Annotated in this window: 17 protein-coding genes; 9 read left to right on the plus strand and 8 right to left on the minus strand. The window is 47.0% G+C overall.

All coding sequences use genetic code 11. The annotated features are described in order from the left end of the window. Nucleotides 1–38: 38 nt before the first annotated feature. The 3 genes from M1E03_RS00390 to M1E03_RS00400 are packed head-to-tail and all read right to left on the minus strand — an operon-like array spanning nt 39 to nt 1,243. Nucleotides 39–473: an EVE domain-containing protein gene (locus M1E03_RS00390; RefSeq protein WP_020453584.1), complete on the minus strand. Its 435-nt coding sequence runs from the start codon at nt 471–473 to the stop codon at nt 39–41. Continuing rightward, on the minus strand, nt 467–859 hold the full coding sequence (locus M1E03_RS00395) for a rhodanese-like domain-containing protein (protein WP_146873690.1): 393 nt from the start codon (nt 857–859) through the stop codon (nt 467–469). Before M1E03_RS00395 ends, M1E03_RS00390 begins: the two co-directional genes overlap by 7 nt. Before the next feature lie 12 nt (nt 860–871). Further along, complete coding sequence (locus M1E03_RS00400) at nt 872–1,243, minus strand: MarR family winged helix-turn-helix transcriptional regulator (protein ID WP_228119609.1); 372 nt, start codon at nt 1,241–1,243, stop codon at nt 872–874. A gap of 206 nt (nt 1,244–1,449) precedes the next feature. Between M1E03_RS00400 and M1E03_RS00405 the strand changes: the two genes are divergently transcribed. After that, nucleotides 1,450–2,622 (plus strand): ROK family transcriptional regulator, encoded by a 1,173-nt coding sequence (locus M1E03_RS00405; protein ID WP_020453581.1) that lies wholly within the window; start codon nt 1,450–1,452, stop codon nt 2,620–2,622. A gap of 35 nt (nt 2,623–2,657) precedes the next feature. Here M1E03_RS00405 and galT read toward each other — a convergent pair whose 3' ends face one another. The 3 genes from galT to M1E03_RS00420 are packed head-to-tail and all read right to left on the minus strand — an operon-like array spanning nt 2,658 to nt 6,327. Further along, nucleotides 2,658–4,145 (minus strand): UDP-glucose--hexose-1-phosphate uridylyltransferase, encoded by a 1,488-nt coding sequence (gene galT / locus M1E03_RS00410; RefSeq protein ID WP_095291221.1) that lies wholly within the window; start codon nt 4,143–4,145, stop codon nt 2,658–2,660. Further along, a complete protein-coding gene (galE, locus tag M1E03_RS00415; RefSeq protein WP_123032416.1) occupies nt 4,142–5,143 on the minus strand; it encodes a UDP-glucose 4-epimerase GalE in 1,002 nt (333 codons plus the stop codon). The genes galT and galE overlap by 4 nt, the downstream gene beginning before the upstream one ends. Nucleotides 5,144–5,157: 14 nt before the next feature. Then, nucleotides 5,158–6,327: a galactokinase gene (locus tag M1E03_RS00420; protein WP_095291224.1), complete on the minus strand. Its 1,170-nt coding sequence runs from the start codon at nt 6,325–6,327 to the stop codon at nt 5,158–5,160. Nucleotides 6,328–6,567: 240 nt separating this feature from the next. Here M1E03_RS00420 and M1E03_RS00425 point away from each other — a divergent pair, with 240 nt between their 5' ends. From M1E03_RS00425 to M1E03_RS00450, 6 genes are all read left to right on the plus strand, one after another. Further along, the gene (locus tag M1E03_RS00425) at nt 6,568–7,560 is read left to right on the plus strand and encodes a LacI family DNA-binding transcriptional regulator (protein WP_020453577.1); all 993 of its coding nucleotides are present in this window, start codon (nt 6,568–6,570) and stop codon (nt 7,558–7,560) included. 142 nt (nt 7,561–7,702) lie between these two features. Next, entirely contained in the window at nt 7,703–8,971 is a 1,269-nt protein-coding gene (locus M1E03_RS00430; RefSeq protein WP_458110603.1) for a sugar ABC transporter substrate-binding protein, read from the plus strand. Between the two features lie 81 nt (nt 8,972–9,052). Further along, nucleotides 9,053–10,309 (plus strand): carbohydrate ABC transporter permease, encoded by a 1,257-nt coding sequence (locus M1E03_RS00435; protein WP_025810524.1) that lies wholly within the window; start codon nt 9,053–9,055, stop codon nt 10,307–10,309. 3 nt (nt 10,310–10,312) lie between these two features. Continuing rightward, nucleotides 10,313–11,152: a sugar ABC transporter permease gene (locus M1E03_RS00440; RefSeq protein WP_458110604.1), complete on the plus strand. Its 840-nt coding sequence runs from the start codon at nt 10,313–10,315 to the stop codon at nt 11,150–11,152. A 35-nt stretch (nt 11,153–11,187) separates the two neighbouring features. Next, nucleotides 11,188–13,242, plus strand: a complete 2,055-nt coding sequence (locus M1E03_RS00445) for a beta-galactosidase (RefSeq protein WP_458110605.1) — start codon at nt 11,188–11,190, stop codon at nt 13,240–13,242. A 103-nt stretch (nt 13,243–13,345) separates the two neighbouring features. Then, on the plus strand, nt 13,346–14,620 hold the full coding sequence (locus M1E03_RS00450) for an arabinogalactan endo-1,4-beta-galactosidase (protein ID WP_039073103.1): 1,275 nt from the start codon (nt 13,346–13,348) through the stop codon (nt 14,618–14,620). 162 nt (nt 14,621–14,782) lie between these two features. Here M1E03_RS00450 and ald read toward each other — a convergent pair whose 3' ends face one another. After that, a complete protein-coding gene (gene ald / locus M1E03_RS00455; RefSeq protein ID WP_035338085.1) occupies nt 14,783–15,913 on the minus strand; it encodes an alanine dehydrogenase in 1,131 nt (376 codons plus the stop codon). A 313-nt stretch (nt 15,914–16,226) separates the two neighbouring features. Here ald and M1E03_RS00460 point away from each other — a divergent pair, with 313 nt between their 5' ends. Together M1E03_RS00460 and M1E03_RS00465 are read left to right on the plus strand one after the other, a co-directional pair. Further along, a complete protein-coding gene (locus tag M1E03_RS00460; RefSeq protein WP_023856858.1) occupies nt 16,227–17,651 on the plus strand; it encodes an alanine/glycine:cation symporter family protein in 1,425 nt (474 codons plus the stop codon). Nucleotides 17,652–17,813: 162 nt separating this feature from the next. Beyond that, complete coding sequence (locus M1E03_RS00465; RefSeq protein WP_458110606.1) at nt 17,814–19,499, plus strand: methyl-accepting chemotaxis protein; 1,686 nt, start codon at nt 17,814–17,816, stop codon at nt 19,497–19,499. 28 nt (nt 19,500–19,527) lie between these two features. On the opposite strand, the gene M1E03_RS00470 is transcribed toward M1E03_RS00465, so the two are convergent. Continuing rightward, the gene (locus tag M1E03_RS00470; RefSeq protein ID WP_020453568.1) at nt 19,528–19,914 is read right to left on the minus strand and encodes a YxeA family protein; all 387 of its coding nucleotides are present in this window, start codon (nt 19,912–19,914) and stop codon (nt 19,528–19,530) included. Nucleotides 19,915–19,920 lie beyond the last annotated feature (6 nt).

Below are 19,920 nucleotides of genomic sequence, written 5' to 3' on the forward strand. Positions count from 1 at the left end.
CCACTAAAGCAAAAAAGTATAAAGGGAGCAGCTGCCCTTTATATTTTGACCATTTGTTTAACGATGAGTTTGAAGTCATGTTCGCTAATTTCTATGTGCCCAAATCGAAAGGAATAACCCCAGTGCCGTTTGTTTTTGATGAAAGAGAGGTTGGGAATGAATGGGTGGATCGGCGTTTCCCGGCATTTTAAAAAGTTGATCTTCCTTCTGTAAGGTGAGAATCCTTCTCCCGCATGAACCTTGTAAACTCTGTTATCACTCACTTCCCCTACAGCTGTAAACTTTTGATAGGGCGCATCATCTTTGAGATTTTGTTTTGGCGAGTAATAAATGATCCAATCATCGGGATTCATTCTTTTTAAAGGCGCCTCTTTTCCGTGGCAAAGTTGAGCAAAGCCTCCGGATACACCCTTCAAGACGTGATCGCGCGAAGCTACGCCGATCCAATACCTTCTTTTCATTCCATTCAGCATCCGCAAGCATCCTTGTCAGTATCCCCTTCGGTGCATGCTGACACAGGAAAATTCATTTCTCTCCATGCCGCGATCCCTCCGGTCAGCTCTTTCACTTGATAGCCTTTTTCTAATAAAAATTTAGCTGCTTTAGATGCCGTATTGCACCAGACATCCCAGCAGTACACAATGATTTCTTTATCTTTTGGAATATCCTCTAATCGATGAGGGAGATCGTGTTCAGGTATCGCTTGAGCACCTTTTATCGTCAAACTCCTGACTTCGCTTGGCCCGTTTCTTACATCTATTAAAAAATATTTTTCAGGGTGATCCTTTGAAGATTTAAAATAATCCATTGGACTAATGGTGGCTTCTAAACGTGCATTAAAAAAATCGAGTGAATTCATAGGGTATGCCTCCTAGTTTTTATACTTTTTCCATACTTTTAAAAGCAAATCTTTAAATAATTTTTTTTCATTGTCAGTCAGAGGGGATAAAACCTCATATTCTGTCTGTACTAAAACCTGTTTGCATGATGACAGTACATCGCTGCCTTTTTCAGTAAGGATTAGGCTGTATGCCCTGCGATCACTTGCGTTTTTTGTCCTTTCCACAAAGCCTGAAGCTTCTAAATGGTCAACATGGCTCACCATTGTCGTACGGTCGATCTGCAGTTGTTCAGAAATCAGTTTTTGAGAAGAAAAAGGGTTTTCTTCAATAAATACAAGTACTCCGAATTGCCTGGCATTCAAGCTATACGGAGCGAGAACATCAGCAAATTGATCCTCCATTTGCTGAAGAACCTTTCCTAGCAAAAATCCGTAAAATTGACTTAACTGTTTCAAAAATCATCACCACCTAAAATAATCACCAAACAATATAGTCAGTATAACTGATTATATTTTTGAACGCAAGCCTTCTTGTTTTCGTTTGTTAATTTAATTAATTAACCGTGGTACAATAAAACCTACGATATGGTGTAAATGGAGGATTTCACATGCAGCGTGGTACATTTCAATTAATGAAATCGGTGAACAAATCGATCATTCTTAATAAAATCAGAACTTCAGAGCCGATTTCGAGAGCCGAGATCGCCAAGGAAACAAAGATTACCCCTCCCACGGTCTCAAGCATTGTCAAAGAGCTGATCGAACAAGGGCTCGTGAAAGAAAGCACGCTCGGCCATTCGAGCGGCGGAAGGAAGCCGACAATGCTGCACATCAACACAGGTGCCTATTATGTCATTGGCATTGATGCCGGGCCTGAGACGGTGGAGTGCATCTTAACCGATTTAGCCGGAGGGATACTGCAGCGGACATCCAGCCTGCTGAAAAAACCGCTGACAAACGAGACGTTCATTGATGTTTTAAAAGAAAATGTTTATGCGATTTTGGGACGGGCCGATGTCAATCAGGAAAAGATCATCGGGATCGGCATCGCAATGCACGGGGTCGTCGATGCTGAAACGGGAATGTCACGCATCGCCCCGATTTTAAACCTAACCAATATTCCCATTAAAGATGTGCTGGAACAAGAATTCAACTTAACGGTCAGAGTTGAAAACGATGCCAGGGCGATGGCGCTTGGCGAATCGTGGTTCGGCGGCCGCGATGATGCAGGCAGTATGGCGGCCGTAAACGTCGGCCACGGTGTCGGTGCGGGGATTGTCATCAACGGAAAACTGTACCATGGAGCGGAAGGAATCGCAGGGGAACTGGGCCATATGATCATTGATATTAATGGAGAAAAGTGCGAGTGCGGCAACCGGGGCTGCCTGCAGACGATTGTGAGCGGTAAAGCGATTGCCAAGCGGGGAAACAAACGGTTAAAAGAAAGTCCGGACAGCCTGACAGCCAAAGATTTGTTTGAAATGGCCGAGAACGGCTGCCAAACGTGTATCGAACTCTTTCGGGAAACCGGTGTGATGATCGGAATCGGGCTGACCAACTTCATTCATCTTGTCAATCCGGGCAAAATCGTGCTGGGCGGCGGAGTGATGAAAGGCGGGAGGTTCATATTGCCGGCGATACGAGAAACGATACAGCAGAAAGCCTTAACAGCCGAAGCGAGGCAGACAGAGGTGACGATAACGAAGCTCGGCGATGAAGCGACGCTTTACGGAGCCGTTTCATTGCTGTTGGCGGAGCTGTTTGATCCGGTGTTAAAATAAGCCTTTTTTTCGCCTGTTTTAACACCGGTGAAGCCTTACCCCTGACGATTGACCGTGTGGATGAAGCGCATGAAAGCTTCGCGGTTTTTGAATACCCCGGCATCCTCAAGGGCTTTAACAAATTTCCGGCCAAGTTCTTTTCGTACAATTGATTCAGCATGCTTCGGCCCGGACAGCTCTCCGTATTCGGTTTTGAGCTGTTCGGCCCATTCCCGGTGATGCGCTTCAACGGCATCTGACTGACCGAGCAGGAATTCTTGGACACCTGCCAGTTCGGTCTTTAAGCGGGGAGGAAGAACGGCCAGGCCCATCACTTCGATTAAGCCGATATTTTCTTTCTTAATATGGTGAACGTCAGCATGCGGGTGGAATATGCCGTATGGATGCTCGGCAGATGTCCGGTTGTTTCTGAGCACAAGGTCGATTTCAAAAACACCGCTCACGTTTCTTGCAATAGGCGTAATCGTGTTATGAGGCGTTTCATCAGTAAAAGCCGTAATATCCGCTTGTTGATCCGAGTAGTTTTTCCAAGTCTGAAAAATATGATCCGCCGCATCGACAAGGCTGTTGATCGCCGTTCCTTTCAAGCGGATGACAGACATCGGCCATTTTAAAACAGAGGCTTCGATGTCCGGGTGCTGTTTGATTTGAAAGGAGAACGCGTCTTCTGCGCGCGTCATCGCAAACTCATATCGTCCGGCTTGATAATGGTCATGGCTTAAAATAGACCCGCCGACGATCGGCAAATCGGCATTCGATCCGATAAAATAATGCGGAAACAGCTCTGTAAAAACAAGCAGCCTGTGAAAGGCAAGCTTATCAATTTTCATCGGCCGATGCTGCTCAGAAAATAAAATGCTGTGCTCGTTATAGTAAGCATATGGAGAATATTGAAAATACCAGTTTTCTCCGGCGAGCGGGACTTTAATAATCCTGTGGTTCGCCCGGGCGGGATACCCGATTCGTCCTGCATACCCTTCGTTTTCTTTGCACAGCAGGCACGTCGGATAGCTGCGTGCTCGTTTTGCAGCGGCGCGCTCCCGTTTGATTTGCTCAGGGTCTTTTTCCGGCTTTGACAAATTGATCGTAATATCCATTGTGCCGTAAGGTGTATCCGCCTGATACGAAATATTTCTTTCAATTCGTTTTGTCTGGATATAGTTGCTGTTTTTGCTGAGCTGATAAAAATAGGCGGTCGCCTCCAGCGGCGATTGTTCGTATTTTTGCTGAAACACGGCATTGATGACAGAAGGTCTTGCAACAAAGCAATTCATCACATTTGCCGCCAGCATGTCTTTCGCGTCTGCGTCGTCGGTTATGACGCCGTGTTCAATTGCATAAGCGGCGAGTCTTTCCAAAAGGTCGGGGATGGAGTCGCCGGAAGCCGCAGGGGCTTCTTCGGGAAACGAGTCCAGACCCAGCAGGTTCATCACTTGGTTGCGTGCGTAGTTCACGTCATCCGGTTCGATTAACCCTGTTTCAAGCGCTTTTTGAATGAGTCCGGCTATGTCTTGTTCAATCATGTTGACACTTCCTTCCTGTACCCGTTTGGATGTGATGAATGCCACTTCCAGGCGTCTTCAATGATCTTTGCTACAGAAGTGCGCGAAGGCCTCCAGCCTAGGACCTGCTTTGCTTTGTCAGAGCCGGCAATCAGGATGCTCGGGTCGCCGGCTCTGCGCTTGCCGATCTCGGCGGGAATGTCTTTGCCGGTGACCTTTCTCGCCGCATCAATCATTTCTTTCACCGAAAATCCTTCGCTGCTGCCGAGGTTGAATATATCGCTTTTGCCGCCTTCTCTTAAATAGTCCAAAGCCGACAGATGAGCGTCAATCAGGTCTTCGACATGAACATAGTCGCGGATGCACGTGCCGTCGGGCGTATCATAGTCATCCCCAAAAATCGTAATATGCGGTCTTTGTCCGAGAGCGGTTTGCAGGATGATGGGGACCAGGTGTGTTTCCGGATGATGGTCTTCTCCGATCTCTCCCGTTTCCCTTGCTCCTGCGACATTAAAGTACCTGAGAGACACAAAGCTGACTCCATGGGCTTCTTCAGTCCGCTTCATGAGCTTCTCCATGATCAGTTTCGTTTCCCCGTAGGTGCTTGTCGGCCGCGTCGGCATGACTTCTGTGATCGGCACCGATTCAGGCTCTCCGTAGACGGCCGCCGTCGAGGAGAATACGATTTTTTTCACATCGTGCTCAAGCATCGTCTGAAGCAAAACCTGTGTCCCGGATACATTGTTGTCGTAGTATTTAAGCGGATCTTTCATTGATTCGCCGACAAGTGAACTGGCGGCGAAGTGGATCACTTCTTCAATACGTTCCTTTTCGAAAACAGTGCGGAGGAAGTCGCGATCGCGCACATCCCCTTCATAAAAGACTGCCTCAGGATGTACGGCCTGTCTTTGGCCGGTCTCAAGGTTGTCAACGACAACGACGGTTTCGCCCCTGTCCAATAACTGATACACGGCGTGTGAACCGATATAGCCGGCACCGCCCAAAACCAACACACTCATATCCATTCCCCTTTCTATATTTCTTTGGCGCCGTCGCCTATCGCCGCAGTATAAAATGCGGCATCATAGCCAACCGTTTCGCGGTAGACGGCATTCACGCGTTCTTTAAAGCTGTCTGTCCGGTCTTTTTCTACAATCGCAATCGCACAGCCGCCGAACCCGGCGCCGGTCATGCGTGCACCCAGGACGCCGTCTTGTTCCCAAGCCGCCTGGACAATGGTATCAAGCTCCAGCCCTGTCACTTCATAATCATCCCTTAAAGACATATGAGATTCATTCATCAGCTTGCCGAACCCGGCGAGATCGTCCCCGCGAAGTTTCCCCAGCGCTTTCAGCGTCCGGGCATTTTCGTACACCGCATGCTTGGCGCGTTTTCGATTAATTTCATCTCGGATGAGGTGCTGATGAGCTTCAAATGCTTCCGCCGTCATTTCGCCCAGGCTTGCAATCGATAACTCCTGCTGCAGATCGCGGAGCGCCTCTTCGCATTGGGCCCGCCTTTCATTATATTTAGATCCGGCCAGCGTCCGCTGTTTGTTTGTATTGATGATGATCACATCGTGTTCCTTCAATACGAAGGGAGCGTATGTGTAATGAAGTGTTTGGCAGTCTAACAAAATCGCGTGATCCTTTTTCCCCATGCCGATCGCAAATTGGTCCATAATGCCGCTGCCTACGCCGATGTATTCGTTTTCGACTTTTTGTCCGAGCTTAACCATGGAGATCGTGTCTGTTTGCAAACCATAAAGCCCTTTTAAAAGAACGCCTGTCGCAAGTTCAATCGATGCGGAAGAAGAGAGGCCCGCCCCGTGCGGAATATTTCCGTAATACAAAATATCGGCGCCGTGAACGATTTGATGGCCTGCTGCTTTCATCAAAAGGAACATTCCTTTCGGATAGTTGGCCCAGCCGTCAGACCGGTCAAATGCTAAATCGCTCAAGCTGCATTCAATTATGCCTTTGTCATGGAAGTTCTTTGAATAGAAACGGATCATTTGATCATCTCGTTTCACGCCAAGGGCATAGGTGCCAAATGAAATCGAAGCGGGGAAAACATGCCCTCCATTATAATCCGTGTGTTCGCCGATTAAGTTGATTCTTCCCGGAGCAAAAAAGGTTCGCGGTGTCTGTTCTGTCTTAAAAATAGAGCGAAAGTCGTTTGATAAAGCGGCTGTAGTATTCATATATCCTCCCATTCGTTTGACGTGCAGACTTAATAAATTAATTTAATTAAGTTTAACCCCAGTTTACTACGGGTTTTTAATTGGTGCAATAAAAAGTGTTTTTTCAAATGAAACGTTTTCATGTAAAATCCTTATTGGCAGGGATAGGGCAATCAGCACTTGACTTTTACAAAAAATAACGTTAAATTAGTAAAATATTTTACTAAAAATATGAAAGATGTTCATGGAGGTTTTGCAATCGTGGCGACGATAAAAGATGTTGCAGAAAAGGCGGGGTATTCCATCTCGACGGTTTCCCGCGTATTAAATAACGACGAAAGCCTGTCCGTACCCGATGAGACGCGGGAGAAAATATTTGAAGTGGCGGAAAGCCTGAACTACCGCAAAAAAACGATCAGAACACTGGTAAAAAACATCGCGTTTCTGTACTGGTTGACGGATAAAGAGGAACTCGAAGACGTGTATTTTAAAACGATGAGGCTGGAAATCGAGAAGCTCGCAAAGCAATTCAACGTTGAACTGACGACGTATAAAATTTCGGGGGGTATTGACGCCATCCCCGAAAACATTGAAGGATTCATTGCGGTCGGATCATTTTCAGATGATGAATTAACCCGGTTAAGGCAGATGACGCCTCACGGAGTATTTATCGATTCGACGCCGGATCCGAATCATTTTGATTCAGTCAGGCCGGACTTAAAGCAGATGACGAGGAAAACGGTGGACTTTCTTATTGAAAAAGGGCATGAAAAGATCGGCTTTATCGGAGGCACGTACCACAATCCCAATACCGATGAAGACGAAATGGACGTAAGGGAACGAACGTTTCGCGATTATATGAGGGAAAAAGGGCTCTTGGAGGAAGGCTTTATTTTTTGCCGCAGGGGATTTTCGGTGGAAAACGGCTACCATCTGATGGATAAAGCGGTTGAAACATTGGGCGAAAAGCTGCCGACGGCCTTCTTTACAGCGGCGGATCCGATCGCCGTAGGCTGCCTTCAGGCTTTAAATGAAAAAGGGGTCGCCATCCCGGGCAGGGTGAGCGTCATCAGCATCAACAACATCAGTGTGGCGAAATACGTATCTCCGCCGCTGACGACATTCCATATCGATATTAAAGAACTTTGCAAAAACGCCATTGAATTGCTTCTTGAACAAATACTTGAAAAGAGAAAAGCTGTAAAAACGCTATATATCGGTGCAGAACTGGTGGTCAGGAAAAGCACCAATTAAAAAAGGCGCGGGCTGTTCATAAGCCGCGCCTTTTTCGTAAAACATTTTACTATAGGAAGTAAAATAATTGTTTACACTTTTTCTTAGACATGCTATATTGTTTTTGTAAAACGCTTTCAATCCAATAAAAGGAATGAGACAAATGATGAATATGAAAAAATATGTTGGAATCAGCAGTGTGATTGCTCTCAGTTTGTCTTTAACTGCCTGCGGACCTAAAGAGAGCAGCAATGAAGCATCAGGCTCGAAGCAAAAGGAACTCGTGGTCTGGGAAGATAAAGAAAAAAGCGAAGGCATTAAAGATGCCGTTGCCCAGTTTGAAAAAGAGCACGGCGTATCTGTCAAAGTCGTGGAAAAGCCTTACGCAAAGCAGACCGAAGACTTGCGGATGGATGGACCGGCAGGAACGGGGCCTGATGTGTTAACGATGCCTGGAGATCAAATCGGAACAGCGGTAACGGAAGGTTTGATCAAGGAATTAAAGGTGGACAAAGAAATCCAATCGATCTATACGGAACCGGCAATGAGATCCCAGGTGACAAACGGTAAGGTCTACGGCCTGCCGAAAGCGGTCGAAACGACGATGCTCTACTATAATAAAAATTTGATTTCTGAAAAAGAACTGCCGAAAACGCTGGATGAATGGTATGAGTATTCGAAAAAAACGGCTGACGGCAAAAAATTCGGCTTCCTGGCGCTGTTTGACCAGATTTATTATGCACAGAGCGTCATGGGAGGATACGGCGGCTACATTTTTAAGAGCCATGCAGACGGCACTTATGATCCGGCTGATCTCGGCTTGAATAACAAAGGTGCAGTTGAAGGAGCCGAGTACATTCAGAAGTTTTATCAAGAAGGGCTGTTCCCTGCCGGAATTATTGGGGAGCAGGGCATCAATGTGCTGGAATCGCTGTTTACGGAAGGAAAAGCAGCAGCGATTATTTCTGGTCCGTGGAATCTGGAACCGTTCAAAAAAGCGGGCATCGACTACGGGGTTGCCAAGCTGCCTAAGCTGTCCAACGGCAAACATATGAGTTCTTTTGTCGGCGTGAAGAGCTACAATGTAAGCGCTTATTCGAAGAATGCCGATCTAGCGGAAGAATTAGCCGTCTTTCTCGCCAATAAAGAAAACTCAAAGAAGAGATATGAGATCACAAAAGAAGTTCCCGCTGTCAAAGAACTGGCGGATGATCCTGCCGTCACAAAAAGCGAAGCGGCTCAAGCTGTTGCCGAGCAATCTCAGTACTCAGAGTTGACGCCGAATATTCCTGAGATGAATGAAGTATGGACGCCGGCGGATGCGGCTCTGCAAACGATCGCAACCGGAAAAGCGGAACCGAAAAAAGCGCTTGATCAAGCCGCGGAAACGATACAAGGACAGATCAAAGCGAAGCACAGCGGCAGCAAATAAGCCGCAGCATTGGTGTCAAACTTGTCTTAAGTTTGGCGCCATTTATGATCAGGACGTCCATATAAAGAGGTGAAAGAGAAGGTGCAGCATCGCAAAAAAGCTTTACTATTATCAATCATTCCCGGTTTGGGCCAATTCTACAATAAACAATGGATAAAGGGTCTGTTATTCCTTCTTTTAGGCGTCTCCTTCTTTGCGGTTTTTGGCGATTTGCTGAATATGGGGCTGTGGGGCCTGTTTACGCTTGGAACCGAAGTGCCGCGCGATAACTCGATTTTTCTATTGGCAGAAGGCATCATCGCCGTGATTGTCACCGGTTTTGGGCTGGCTGTCTATTACGCCAATTTGCGGGATGCCTACCAAAACGGAAAGCGGCGCGATGAACAAAAGGAGCTCAGTTCACTCAAGGAACAATATCATAATTTAATGGCTCAGGGATATCCGTATCTCATCAGCGGACCATCACTGTTCATTTTGATTTTCGCCGTTGTTTTTCCGATTTTGTTCAGCTTTGCATTAGCTTTTACAAATTATAACCTCTACCATTCTCCGCCTGCCCACCTTGTCGATTGGGTAGGGCTTAAAACGTTTTCTGAAATTTTCACCGTTGATATTTGGCGGTCGACCTTTTTGGATGTTTTAGCTTGGACCATTGTCTGGACGCTTGTCGCTTCCACGCTCCAAGTCGGGTTGGGAATTTTGTTGGCGGTTGTCGTCAATCAGAAGGAAGTCCGCTTCAAGAAATTTTTCCGGACGATTCTGGTTTTGCCTTGGGCCGTGCCCGGCTTTGTTACCATTCTTGTGTTTGCCGGCCTCTTTAATGACAGCTTCGGTGCATTCAATCATCAAATCCTCGCCGCATTCGGCATCGATCCGATTCCTTGGATGACGAATGCCAATTGGACGAAGCTGGCGCTTATCCTCATGCAGGGGTGGCTCGGTTTTCCTTATGTGTTTATTGTGACGACCGGTGTTCTGCAGTCGATTCCGGACGACCTGTATGAAGCGGCGACAATTGACGGCGCGTCCGCGTTTTCGAAATTCAGGCATATCACAATGCCGCTGATTTTAATCGCAATGGCGCCGATTATCATCACGCAATTCACTTTTAACTTTAATAACTTCAACATTATCTATCTATTCAATGGAGGCGGTCCGGCTGTTCCCGGGTCAACAGCGGGAGGAACCGACATTCTGGTGTCCTGGATTTACAAATTGACGATGCAGTCGAGCCAGTACTCTTTAGCCGCCGCATTGACGATCCTGCTGTCGGTCTTTGTCATCTCTATCGCGCTGTGGCAGTTCAGACGGACAAATTCTTTCAAAGAGGGGGCTTAACATATGAAGAAAAGAAGATTCTTTCGGCTCCTTCTGACCTATTCTCTGTTGGTTTTTATGACAGCCGTTATCATATATCCTCTGCTTTGGACGGTGGGAGCCAGCTTTAATCCCGGCAACAGTTTGGTCAGTACTTCTATCATTCCGACAAATCCGACATTGGATCACTATAGAGAATTATTTGCAGGAAAAGAGAGCCTTCAATACGGGCAATGGTATATAAACTCGCTGAAAATCAGCATCTTTACGATGATCGGATCAATCATCAGTGTTTCTTTTACAGCTTATGCTTTTTCACGTTTTCGTTTTAAAGGTAGAAAAAACGCTTTAGTTTTATTCATGCTGCTGCAAATGATTCCTCAATTTTCGGCTTTGGTTGCGCTCTTCGTTTTAGCGCAGATGCTCGGAATGATGAACAGCCATTGGCTGCTGATTTTGCTGTACATCGGCGGGCTTATACCGATGAACACGTATTTGATGAAGGGGTATATGGATTCCATTCCCATCGATTTGGATGAGAGCGCTAAGATTGACGGCGCTAGCAATACAAGGATTTTTCTGCAGATTATTATGCCGCTATCCAAACCGATGATCGCGGTCGTCGCCATGAACGGATTCACCGGACCGCTCGGGGATTTCGTTTTGTCTTCGACCATATTGCGGACGCCGGAGTCGTATACATTGCCGATCGGTTTATACAATTTAGTCAATGAAGTCATGGGAGCCAGCTATACGACGTTTGCCGCCGGCGCCATTTTGATCAGCATTCCGGTAGCCGTCATCTTTATCATGCTGCAAAAGAACTTTGTATCAGGGTTGACGGCAGGCGGAACGAAAGGATAGTCCGAGAAGAATATGGTCTAAAAAAGGAGAGTATTATGTCAAAAATTTATACGACACAAGCAAAATACATGCTTCACGGGGGAGACTACAATCCGGATCAATGGCTTGACCGTCCGGATATTCTTGCAGATGATATCAAGCTGATGAAGCTTGCCCATACGAATACATTTTCAGTGGGGATTTTTTCATGGAGCGCTCTTGAGCCGGAGGAAGGCGTCTATACGTTTGAATGGCTGGATGATATGTTTGAGAACATTCACCGGAACGGAGGACGGATTATAATGGCGACACCGAGCGGCGCCCGTCCTGCTTGGCTGTCGCAAAAATATCCGGAAGTGCTGCGCGTCAATGCGGAACGTGTCAAACAGCTGCATGGCGGAAGGCACAATCATTGCTTCACTTCATACGTATACCGTGAAAAAACGAGAAAGATCAACCGCTTGCTGGCTGAAAGGTACGGCAGCCATCCTGCCCTTTTGATGTGGCATGTCTCCAACGAATACGGAGGAGAATGCCATTGTCATCAATGCCAGCACGCTTTTAGAGACTGGCTGAAAAAGAAGTACAACAATGATCTTAAATCTTTGAATGATGCATGGTGGACGCCTTTTTGGAGCCATACCTTCAACGATTGGTCACAGATTGAATCGCCGTCTCCGATCGGTGAAAATGCGGTGCACGGCTTGAATTTGGACTGGCGCCGCTTCGTCACTGATCAGACGATCTCTTTCTTTCAAAATGAAATCGTTCCGTTGAAGGAAATCACGCCGAATATTCCGATTACGACCAACTTTATGGCTGACACGCATGATCTCATTCCATTTCAAGGGCTGGACTACAGCAAGTTTGCCAAGCATCTGGACGTGATCAGCTGGGACGCGTATCCCGCCTGGCACAATGATTGGGAAAGCACAGCTGATTTGGCCATGAAAGTCGGCTTTATCAATGATTTGTACCGCAGCCTGAAACAGCAGCCGTTTCTTTTAATGGAATCGACGCCAAGCGCTGTCAATTGGCACAATTTTAATAAAGCGAAACGGCCGGGGATGCATCTCTTGTCTTCTATGCAGATGATCGCCCACGGATCTGACAGCATTCTCTATTTTCAATGGCGGAAATCCCGCGGCTCATCGGAAAAATTTCACGGTGCGGTTGTCGGCCATGACAATTGTTCCGAGAACCGCGTATTTAAAGAAGTGGCAAAAATGGGGCAAACCCTTGATGAACTGTCTGAAGTCGTCGGAACGACAAGGCCCGCGAATGTCGCGATCCTCTATGATTGGGAAACCCATTGGGCGCTCGAAGATGCACAAGGATTCGGGATGAAAACCAAGCGGTATCCCCAAACCTTGCACGAGCACTACCGCGCGTTTTGGGAGCGTGATATTCCAGTCGACGTGATTACGAAGGAACAGGATTTTTCGCCGTACCGGCTGCTGATCGTTCCGATGCTTTACTTAGCAAGTGAAGAAACAATCGCGCGTTTAAAAGCCTTTGCTGCAAACGGGGGCACATTGGTGATGACGTATATTAGCGGAATCGTCAACGAATCTGACCTGACCTATTTAGGCGGATGGCCGCAAGATCTGCAAGAGATGTTTGGCATGGAACCTGTTGAAACCGATACGCTCTATCCGGGCGACAAAAATAGGGTCCGTTATCAAAACCGGTCCTATGAGCTGAAAGATTATGCGACCGTGCTGAAGCTGGATACGGCAGATCCCGTGGGATTCTATGAGGACGATTTTTATGCGGACACGCCGGCTGTTACAAGCCATTCATACAAACAGGGGAAGACGTACTATATCGGTGCGCGCTTAAGCAGCCAATTTCATCGGGATTTTTATGAAACATTGATCAAAGAGCTATCGATTCAACCGGCTTTTGACGTGAAACATCAGCCTGGCGTCTCCGTTCAAGTCAGACAGGATGAAGAAAATGATTATATTTTCATCATGAATTTCACAGAAAAACGCCAGCCCGTCGTGTTGGAGTCGGCCGTAAAAGATATGCTGACCGGAGAAACGCTGACCGGCGAAATCACATTGGAAAAATATGAAGCCAGAATAGCGGTAAAAACAAAAAAATAAGCCCGGGGGACATCCGCTTTAATGTGGGTGTTTCTCTTGAAAAAATAATGAAAGCGTTTTCTGTTTGGCGTGTGTCAATCATGAAAGGGGAGAAGCGAGATTCATGAAAAACGTGGTGGCTGTTTTTGTGGTGCTGATTGTTGTTTTGGGCGCACTTGGAACCGGCGGTCCGGCGGAAGCCGCCAGAGGTTCCAAGGCGGCAGAAAGCGGCCTTTTTGTCGAAAAGGTTTCAGGGCTTCACAAGGATTTTATAAAAGGGGTTGATGTTTCGAGTATCATCGCTTTGGAAGAGAGCGGCGTCGCCTTTTACAATGAATCCGGAAAGAAACAGGATATATTCAAAACGCTGAAGGAAGCAGGCGTCAATTATGTCCGGGTGCGCATCTGGAATGATCCCTATGATGCTAACGGCAATGGCTATGGAGGGGGCAATAATGATCTGAAAAAAGCGATTCAGATCGGAAAACGGGCCACTGCCAACGGAATGAAGCTGCTGGCGGATTTCCACTATTCCGATTTCTGGGCGGACCCGGCGAAACAGAAAGCGCCAAAAGCATGGGCAAACCTAAACTTTGAAGATAAAAAAACGGCGCTTTACCGATATACAAAACAAAGCCTTGAAGCGATGAAAGCAGCGGGGATCAACGTCGGCATGGTGCAGGTCGGAAACGAAACAAACGGGGGTCTTGCCGGTGAAACGGACTGGGCGAAGATGAGCCAATTATTCAATGCGGGGAGCCAAGCGGTCCGGGAGACGGATTCGAATATTTTAGTCGCCTTGCATTTTACCAATCCGGAGACGTCCGGCAGGTACGCTTGGATTGCCGAGACGCTTCACCGGCACCATGTCGACTATGATGTATTTGCAAGCTCGTATTATCCATTTTGGCATGGCACACTGAAGAATCTAACATCCGTCCTGACATCCGTCGCGGATACGTACGGCAAAAAGGTCATGGTAGCCGAGACATCTTATACGTATACGGCTGAAGACGGAGACGGACACGAAAATACAGCCCCTAAAAACGGTCAAACGCTCAATTACCCGGTCACCGTTCAAGGACAGGCGAACGCGGTCCGTGATGTGATTCAAGCGGTCAGCGATGTAGGAGAAGCCGGAATCGGCGTTTTCTATTGGGAACCGGCATGGATTCCAGTAGGACCGGCACGCCAGCTTGAGAAAAATAAAGCGCTTTGGGAGACATACGGATCAGGCTGGGCCACAAGCTATGCCGCTGAATACGACCCGGAAGACGCAGGAAAGTGGTTTGGCGGCAGCGCCGTAGACAATCAGGCATTGTTTGATTTTAAAGGACGTCCATTGCCGTCTCTGAATGTATTTAAGTATGTTGATACGGGAACACCATTCAAAAATTGACTTGCAGCCGATTTCTCGGATGAAGGCGAACGCCGTTTGCCGGAAAGCGGTTTAAAGCAGAATGAAAAAAGGCCGGATGATATCCGGCTTTTTTTCGTGAAAGGACAGTCAGAAAGCGTAATTAAAATGTTTTCATTCAATTGACAGAAAGATAGGGTCCGCTTAACCAGCGGTTACCGTTTGAAATGCATCTTCTACAGATACGTATTCATATCCAAGGTCGCGCGCGACGGCCTTGTAGGTAATACTTCCGTTTGCAACGTTGACGCCGAGAGCGAGCGCCTGATTTTCGGCGACTGCTTGTTCAACGCCTTTATTTGCGATTTGCAAAGCGTAAGGCATAGTGACGTTTGTTAAGCCGATCGTTGAAGTACGGGGAACGGCTCCCGGCATATTGGCGACTGCATAATGGACAACGCCGTGCTTCGAATAAGTCGGATCGTCATGCGTAGTGATCTTATCAACCGTTTCAATAATGCCGCCCTGGTCAATCGCCACGTCTACAACAACTGAGCCTGGGGACATCGACTGAATCATCTCTTCTGTGACAAGTTTCGGCGCTTTTGCACCAGGGATTAAGACGGCGCCGATGACAAGGTCAGAGTCTTTTACGGCTTCCGCAATGTTGAGCGGGTTGGACATAAGCGTTTGAATGTCTTTGCCGAACTGGTCATCGAGCTGGCGGAGGCGCTCAGCGCTCAAATCGATCAAAGTGACGTCAGCGCCAAGTCCGACTGCGATTTTGGCAGCGTTCGTACCGACTACTCCGCCGCCGATGATCGTAACCTTGCCGCGTTTTACGCCGGGTACGCCTGATAACAGGATGCCTTTGCCGCCTTTTGATTTCTCAAGAAATTGCGCGCCGATCTGTGAAGCCATGCGTCCGGCGACTTCACTCATTGGAGTCAGGAGCGGAAGCGTCCGGTTCACTTCGACCGTTTCGTAGGCGATGGCTGTGACGCCGCTGTCCACAAGCGCTTTCGCAAGCTCAGGCTCAGCTGCTAAGTGCAGATACGTAAATAAAACAAGACCTTTTCGGAAATAGCCGTATTCAGAGCTGATCGGCTCTTTCACCTTCATGACCATATCCGCTTTTGCCCATACATCCTTCGCTTCAACCAAAATGTCTGCCCCGGCTGCTTTGTAGTCAGCATCCTCAAAGCCGCTTCCAAGTCCGGCTCCCTGTTCGATTAAAACTTGATGACCGCTTTTTTTAAGCGCGACTACTCCGGCCGGCGTAATGGCTACACGGTTCTCATTGTTTTTAATTTCTTTCGGAATTCCAATGATCATGATGTCGTCCCCCTCAAATGAAATATGATTCTACCGCTAGTATAAATCTCTGAACCGGCAAGAGCATCGTGTGTAAAATTAAAAATGTAAGCGCTTTTTTGTGAAATTTAACAAATTGGTGAACGTTGAATGAAGTGAAAGGATTGATATGAGGAGTTATCTATTAAAATTTTTTTCTTTAAAAAATAGTTTTGTTAAAAAAACAAATGTAAGCGATTACATTTTGTGTCGTTTCACAAACATAACCATATTTCGTTGTGATAGAATATCTCTTGCATCTATGAAAGCGTTATCTTTGTTGGGAGTGAGTCATATGGATATCTTAGAAATACTAGGCAAGATTAATAAGGTATTATGGGGGCCGCCCAGTTTAATTTTATTATTTGGGACAGGCTTATTTTTAACGTTTGTTTTAAAAGGACTGCAATTTCGCCGCCTGATCTATGCGTTTAAGATCGGATTTGGCAAGGAAGACAGCAAAGACGCAGCTGCCGAAGGGGATGTGAGCCATTTTAAAGCTTTAATGACAGCGCTTGCCGCCACGATCGGAAACGGAAATATCGCAGGTGTCGCGACGGCATTGACACTCGGCGGACCGGGTTCGATCTTCTGGATGTGGGTTGTCGGGCTGTTGGGCATGGCAACGAAATACGCGGAAGCCTTGCTTGCTGTTAAATTCCGCGTAAAAAATGAAAAAGGGGAATATTCAAGCGGGCCGATGTATTATATCGAACGCGGACTCGGACGCAGATTTAAAGGACTCGCCATCGCTTTTGCGCTGTTTGGAGCTTTTGCCGCTTTGGGGATAGGCAACAGCGTCCAATCCAATACGATTGCCGATATTACAAAGAACAGCTTCGGTATCGAAAACTGGGTGACAGGGCTGATTCTCGTCATTCTTGTCAGCGTCATCATCTTCGGCGGCATCCAGCGGATCAGCACGGTTGCCAGCTTCTTTGTGCCGATCATGGCTTTTCTTTACATGGGCGGGGCGATCTTGATTCTGATTTTGAATTATGACAAGATTATTCCGGCTTTTGAGCTGATTTTCTATTATGCTTTCCACCCTGTGGCAGCAGCCGGCGGTTTCCTTGGAATTGCCGTATCTGAAGCCGTTCGGAACGGGGTGTCCCGCGGCATTTTTTCAAACGAAGCAGGCCTTGGGACGGCTGCGCTAATCGCCGGAAATGCGCGTGCAGATCATCCGGTAAAACAGGCGCTCGTCGCAATGACCGGGACATTTATCGTTACGATCGTGGTGTGTACGATGACCGGTTTAACCCTTATTATTACCGGTTTCTGGGATCCGTCTGGCGGCTTGATATCCGGCGTGGCCCATAATGCCAGCCTTGAAGGCGGGGCATTGACGAGCGCGGCATTTGCCTCAGTACTCGGCGCGGCAGGCGAATATATTGTGTCGCTGTCGGTGATTTTCTTTGGGTTCTCTACAATTGTCGGCTGGTATGTTTACGGAGAAAAATGCTTCGAGTATTTGGCCGGTTCCAAAGGAATTGCGAGCTACAGGCTGGTCTACATCCTCGCCTGCGGCATCGGGACGGTCGCCAACCTCGTCACCGTCTGGGCATTTGCCGATATGGCGAATGCGCTGATGATGATTCCAAACCTGATCGCCATCCTGCTGCTTTGGAAAGTTATCAAAGCAGAGACAAATGATTATTTTCATCACTTCTATGAACATACCAAATCGGCGGGTCCGCCAAGTAAACCAATTCATTAATCAATTAAAAGCTCTGCCTTCCAGGCAGAGCTTTTTCTTTGTTTACAATCATACAAGATCTCAAATTTTGACGAAAAATGTCGATACTATGAAATGAAGAAGATCTTTAATTTGAAAATTGCATTTTATCATTGATGACATAAAGGAGAAAGGATCACCATCATGAAAGTAAAAACCAAACTGCTGGGAATTATATCAATTTTAGTCGTTTCCATTATTGGAATCGGAGGTTCCTCTGTTTTTATGATTTCTTCTACGGTGAAAAAGAATGAAGAACTTAAGGACAAGATGGAATTTCAAAAAGAGATTAAGCATATTCAATATCGTCTGACCGGTTTGTCGAATGACGAAAGAGGCCTTATTATGACCGGAGATAATGAATACAGTGAAGGAATGAAGGACAAGGCCGACGATGTTTTAAAGAGTCTTGACCGCGCAGGAAAACTGATCCGGGAAGACACATACAAAGCGAACGTCGAAGAAATTAAAGAAAATTTTAAGGCTTATTGGGGTTTAAATCAACAAGTTATACAGTCTTACGCTTCAAGCTCTAAAAAAGCTGAATCGATTCATTTCGGAGAGGAAAGAACATTAAGAAAAGAAGTCCTCGATCCGTCTGTCAACCAGCTGATCGAAAGCCTGGAACAAGAGGTGGAAGATCTGAAAGCAGAGATCAGCGCCAATGGGACGATGAGCGAATGGGTCATCATCACTGTCACAGCAGTATCAGCCATAGTTGGAATTGTCTTGAGTCTGCTGCTCTTGAAGTCTATCCTGGTACCGTTGAGAAGCCTGAATCAGCAGCTTGGGGACATCGCCCATGGTGAGGCGGACTTAACCAAAAAAGTGATCGTCAAAAATAAAGACGAGTTCGGCCAGCTTGCAAATTCTTTCAATGCTTTTGTTCAGTCGCTGACGCAAATTGTGAAGCAGATCAGCAGTTCGTCTGAGCAAGTCGCCGCATCCTCTGAACAGTTGTCGGCAAGCGCGGAGGAATCGAAATCGACCTCCGAATTGATTTCGGAAGAGATGCAGGCGATTGCCGACAGCAATATGACGCAAAGCGAAATGACAGAAAAGAGCTCGGAATCGATTCATGAATTGCTGGACCGTTTATCATCCGTTGCGTCCAATACAGGCAGCATAGCGGATCTGTCGTCTTCGATGAGAGACAAAGCCGAAATCGGCTCCGAATCCGTTCATAAAATGCTCGAGCAAATGAACTTCATTGATAAATCCGTCGACTCAGCCGGCAGCGGCCTTGAGGCGCTCGTGTCCAGCACGGCGGAAATCAGCAACATTTCTTCGCTTATCACCGATATTTCGGAGCAGACGAATTTGCTGGCGCTGAACGCGGCAATTGAAGCAGCAAGAGCGGGAGAACAAGGAAAAGGGTTTGCCGTCGTGGCGGAAGAGGTCCGGAAATTGGCGGACGAAACGAATAAATCGGCGAATCATATTCAATCGTTAGTCACAACGATCCAAAATGAATCGGTAGAAACGGTGAATAATATTAAAGTCGTTCAAGAAAATGTCAGCTCCGGAATCGCTCTGTCCCAGGAGACAACCGGCAATTTCAACGAAATTTTGAACTTGGTGGAACAGGTGGCTTCTCAAATCCAAGAAGTCGCAGCTTCTACTCAGCAGCTGACATCAGGTGTTGAAATGGTTCAAAACACCATTCAAACATTAGCTTCCGGATCACAGGAAACGTCGGCTGGCACAAAAGCGGTTGCTTCCTCAACTCAAGAGCAGCTGGCTTCGATGGAAGAAATCTCTTATGCAGCAGAATCGCTGTCTCAACTGGCTGAAGAACTTCAAACCGTCATCAATCGATTTAAATATTAAGCAGAAAACCCCATCAGGCGATGGGGTTTTAATTGGTTTTCATGGCGGCTATAGCGCCCTCGGGGATTTCCTCTTCGTGTACTTCAGTCAAGCTTCCGGCTTTCGTTCCGTACGCCCATACTTTGATGAAAGCGCCGGGACGCAGTTTTTCGTCCGCCTCTGCTTCAATCTGCTGTTTGTGTCCGCTCGCGTCATATCCGGTTAATGTGTAGTTGTACTTTCCGTTATTCAGCTTTTCTGCATGATCTTCGGCTTTGAGATAATAAGCCTCAGGCTTTCCCTGGCCTTGTATGAAATGATCGGCCAGCGGCACAAGGCCCCCTGTCGCTTTCTGCAGGATAAAAACGCCGGCAATAAAAACGCCGGCAACGGCGATCAGAACCGCGGCAATCAGGCCGCCTGCCCGTGTCTTCATATACCT

The sequence above is a fragment of the Bacillus sp. PK6-013 genome (assembly GCF_054161445.1).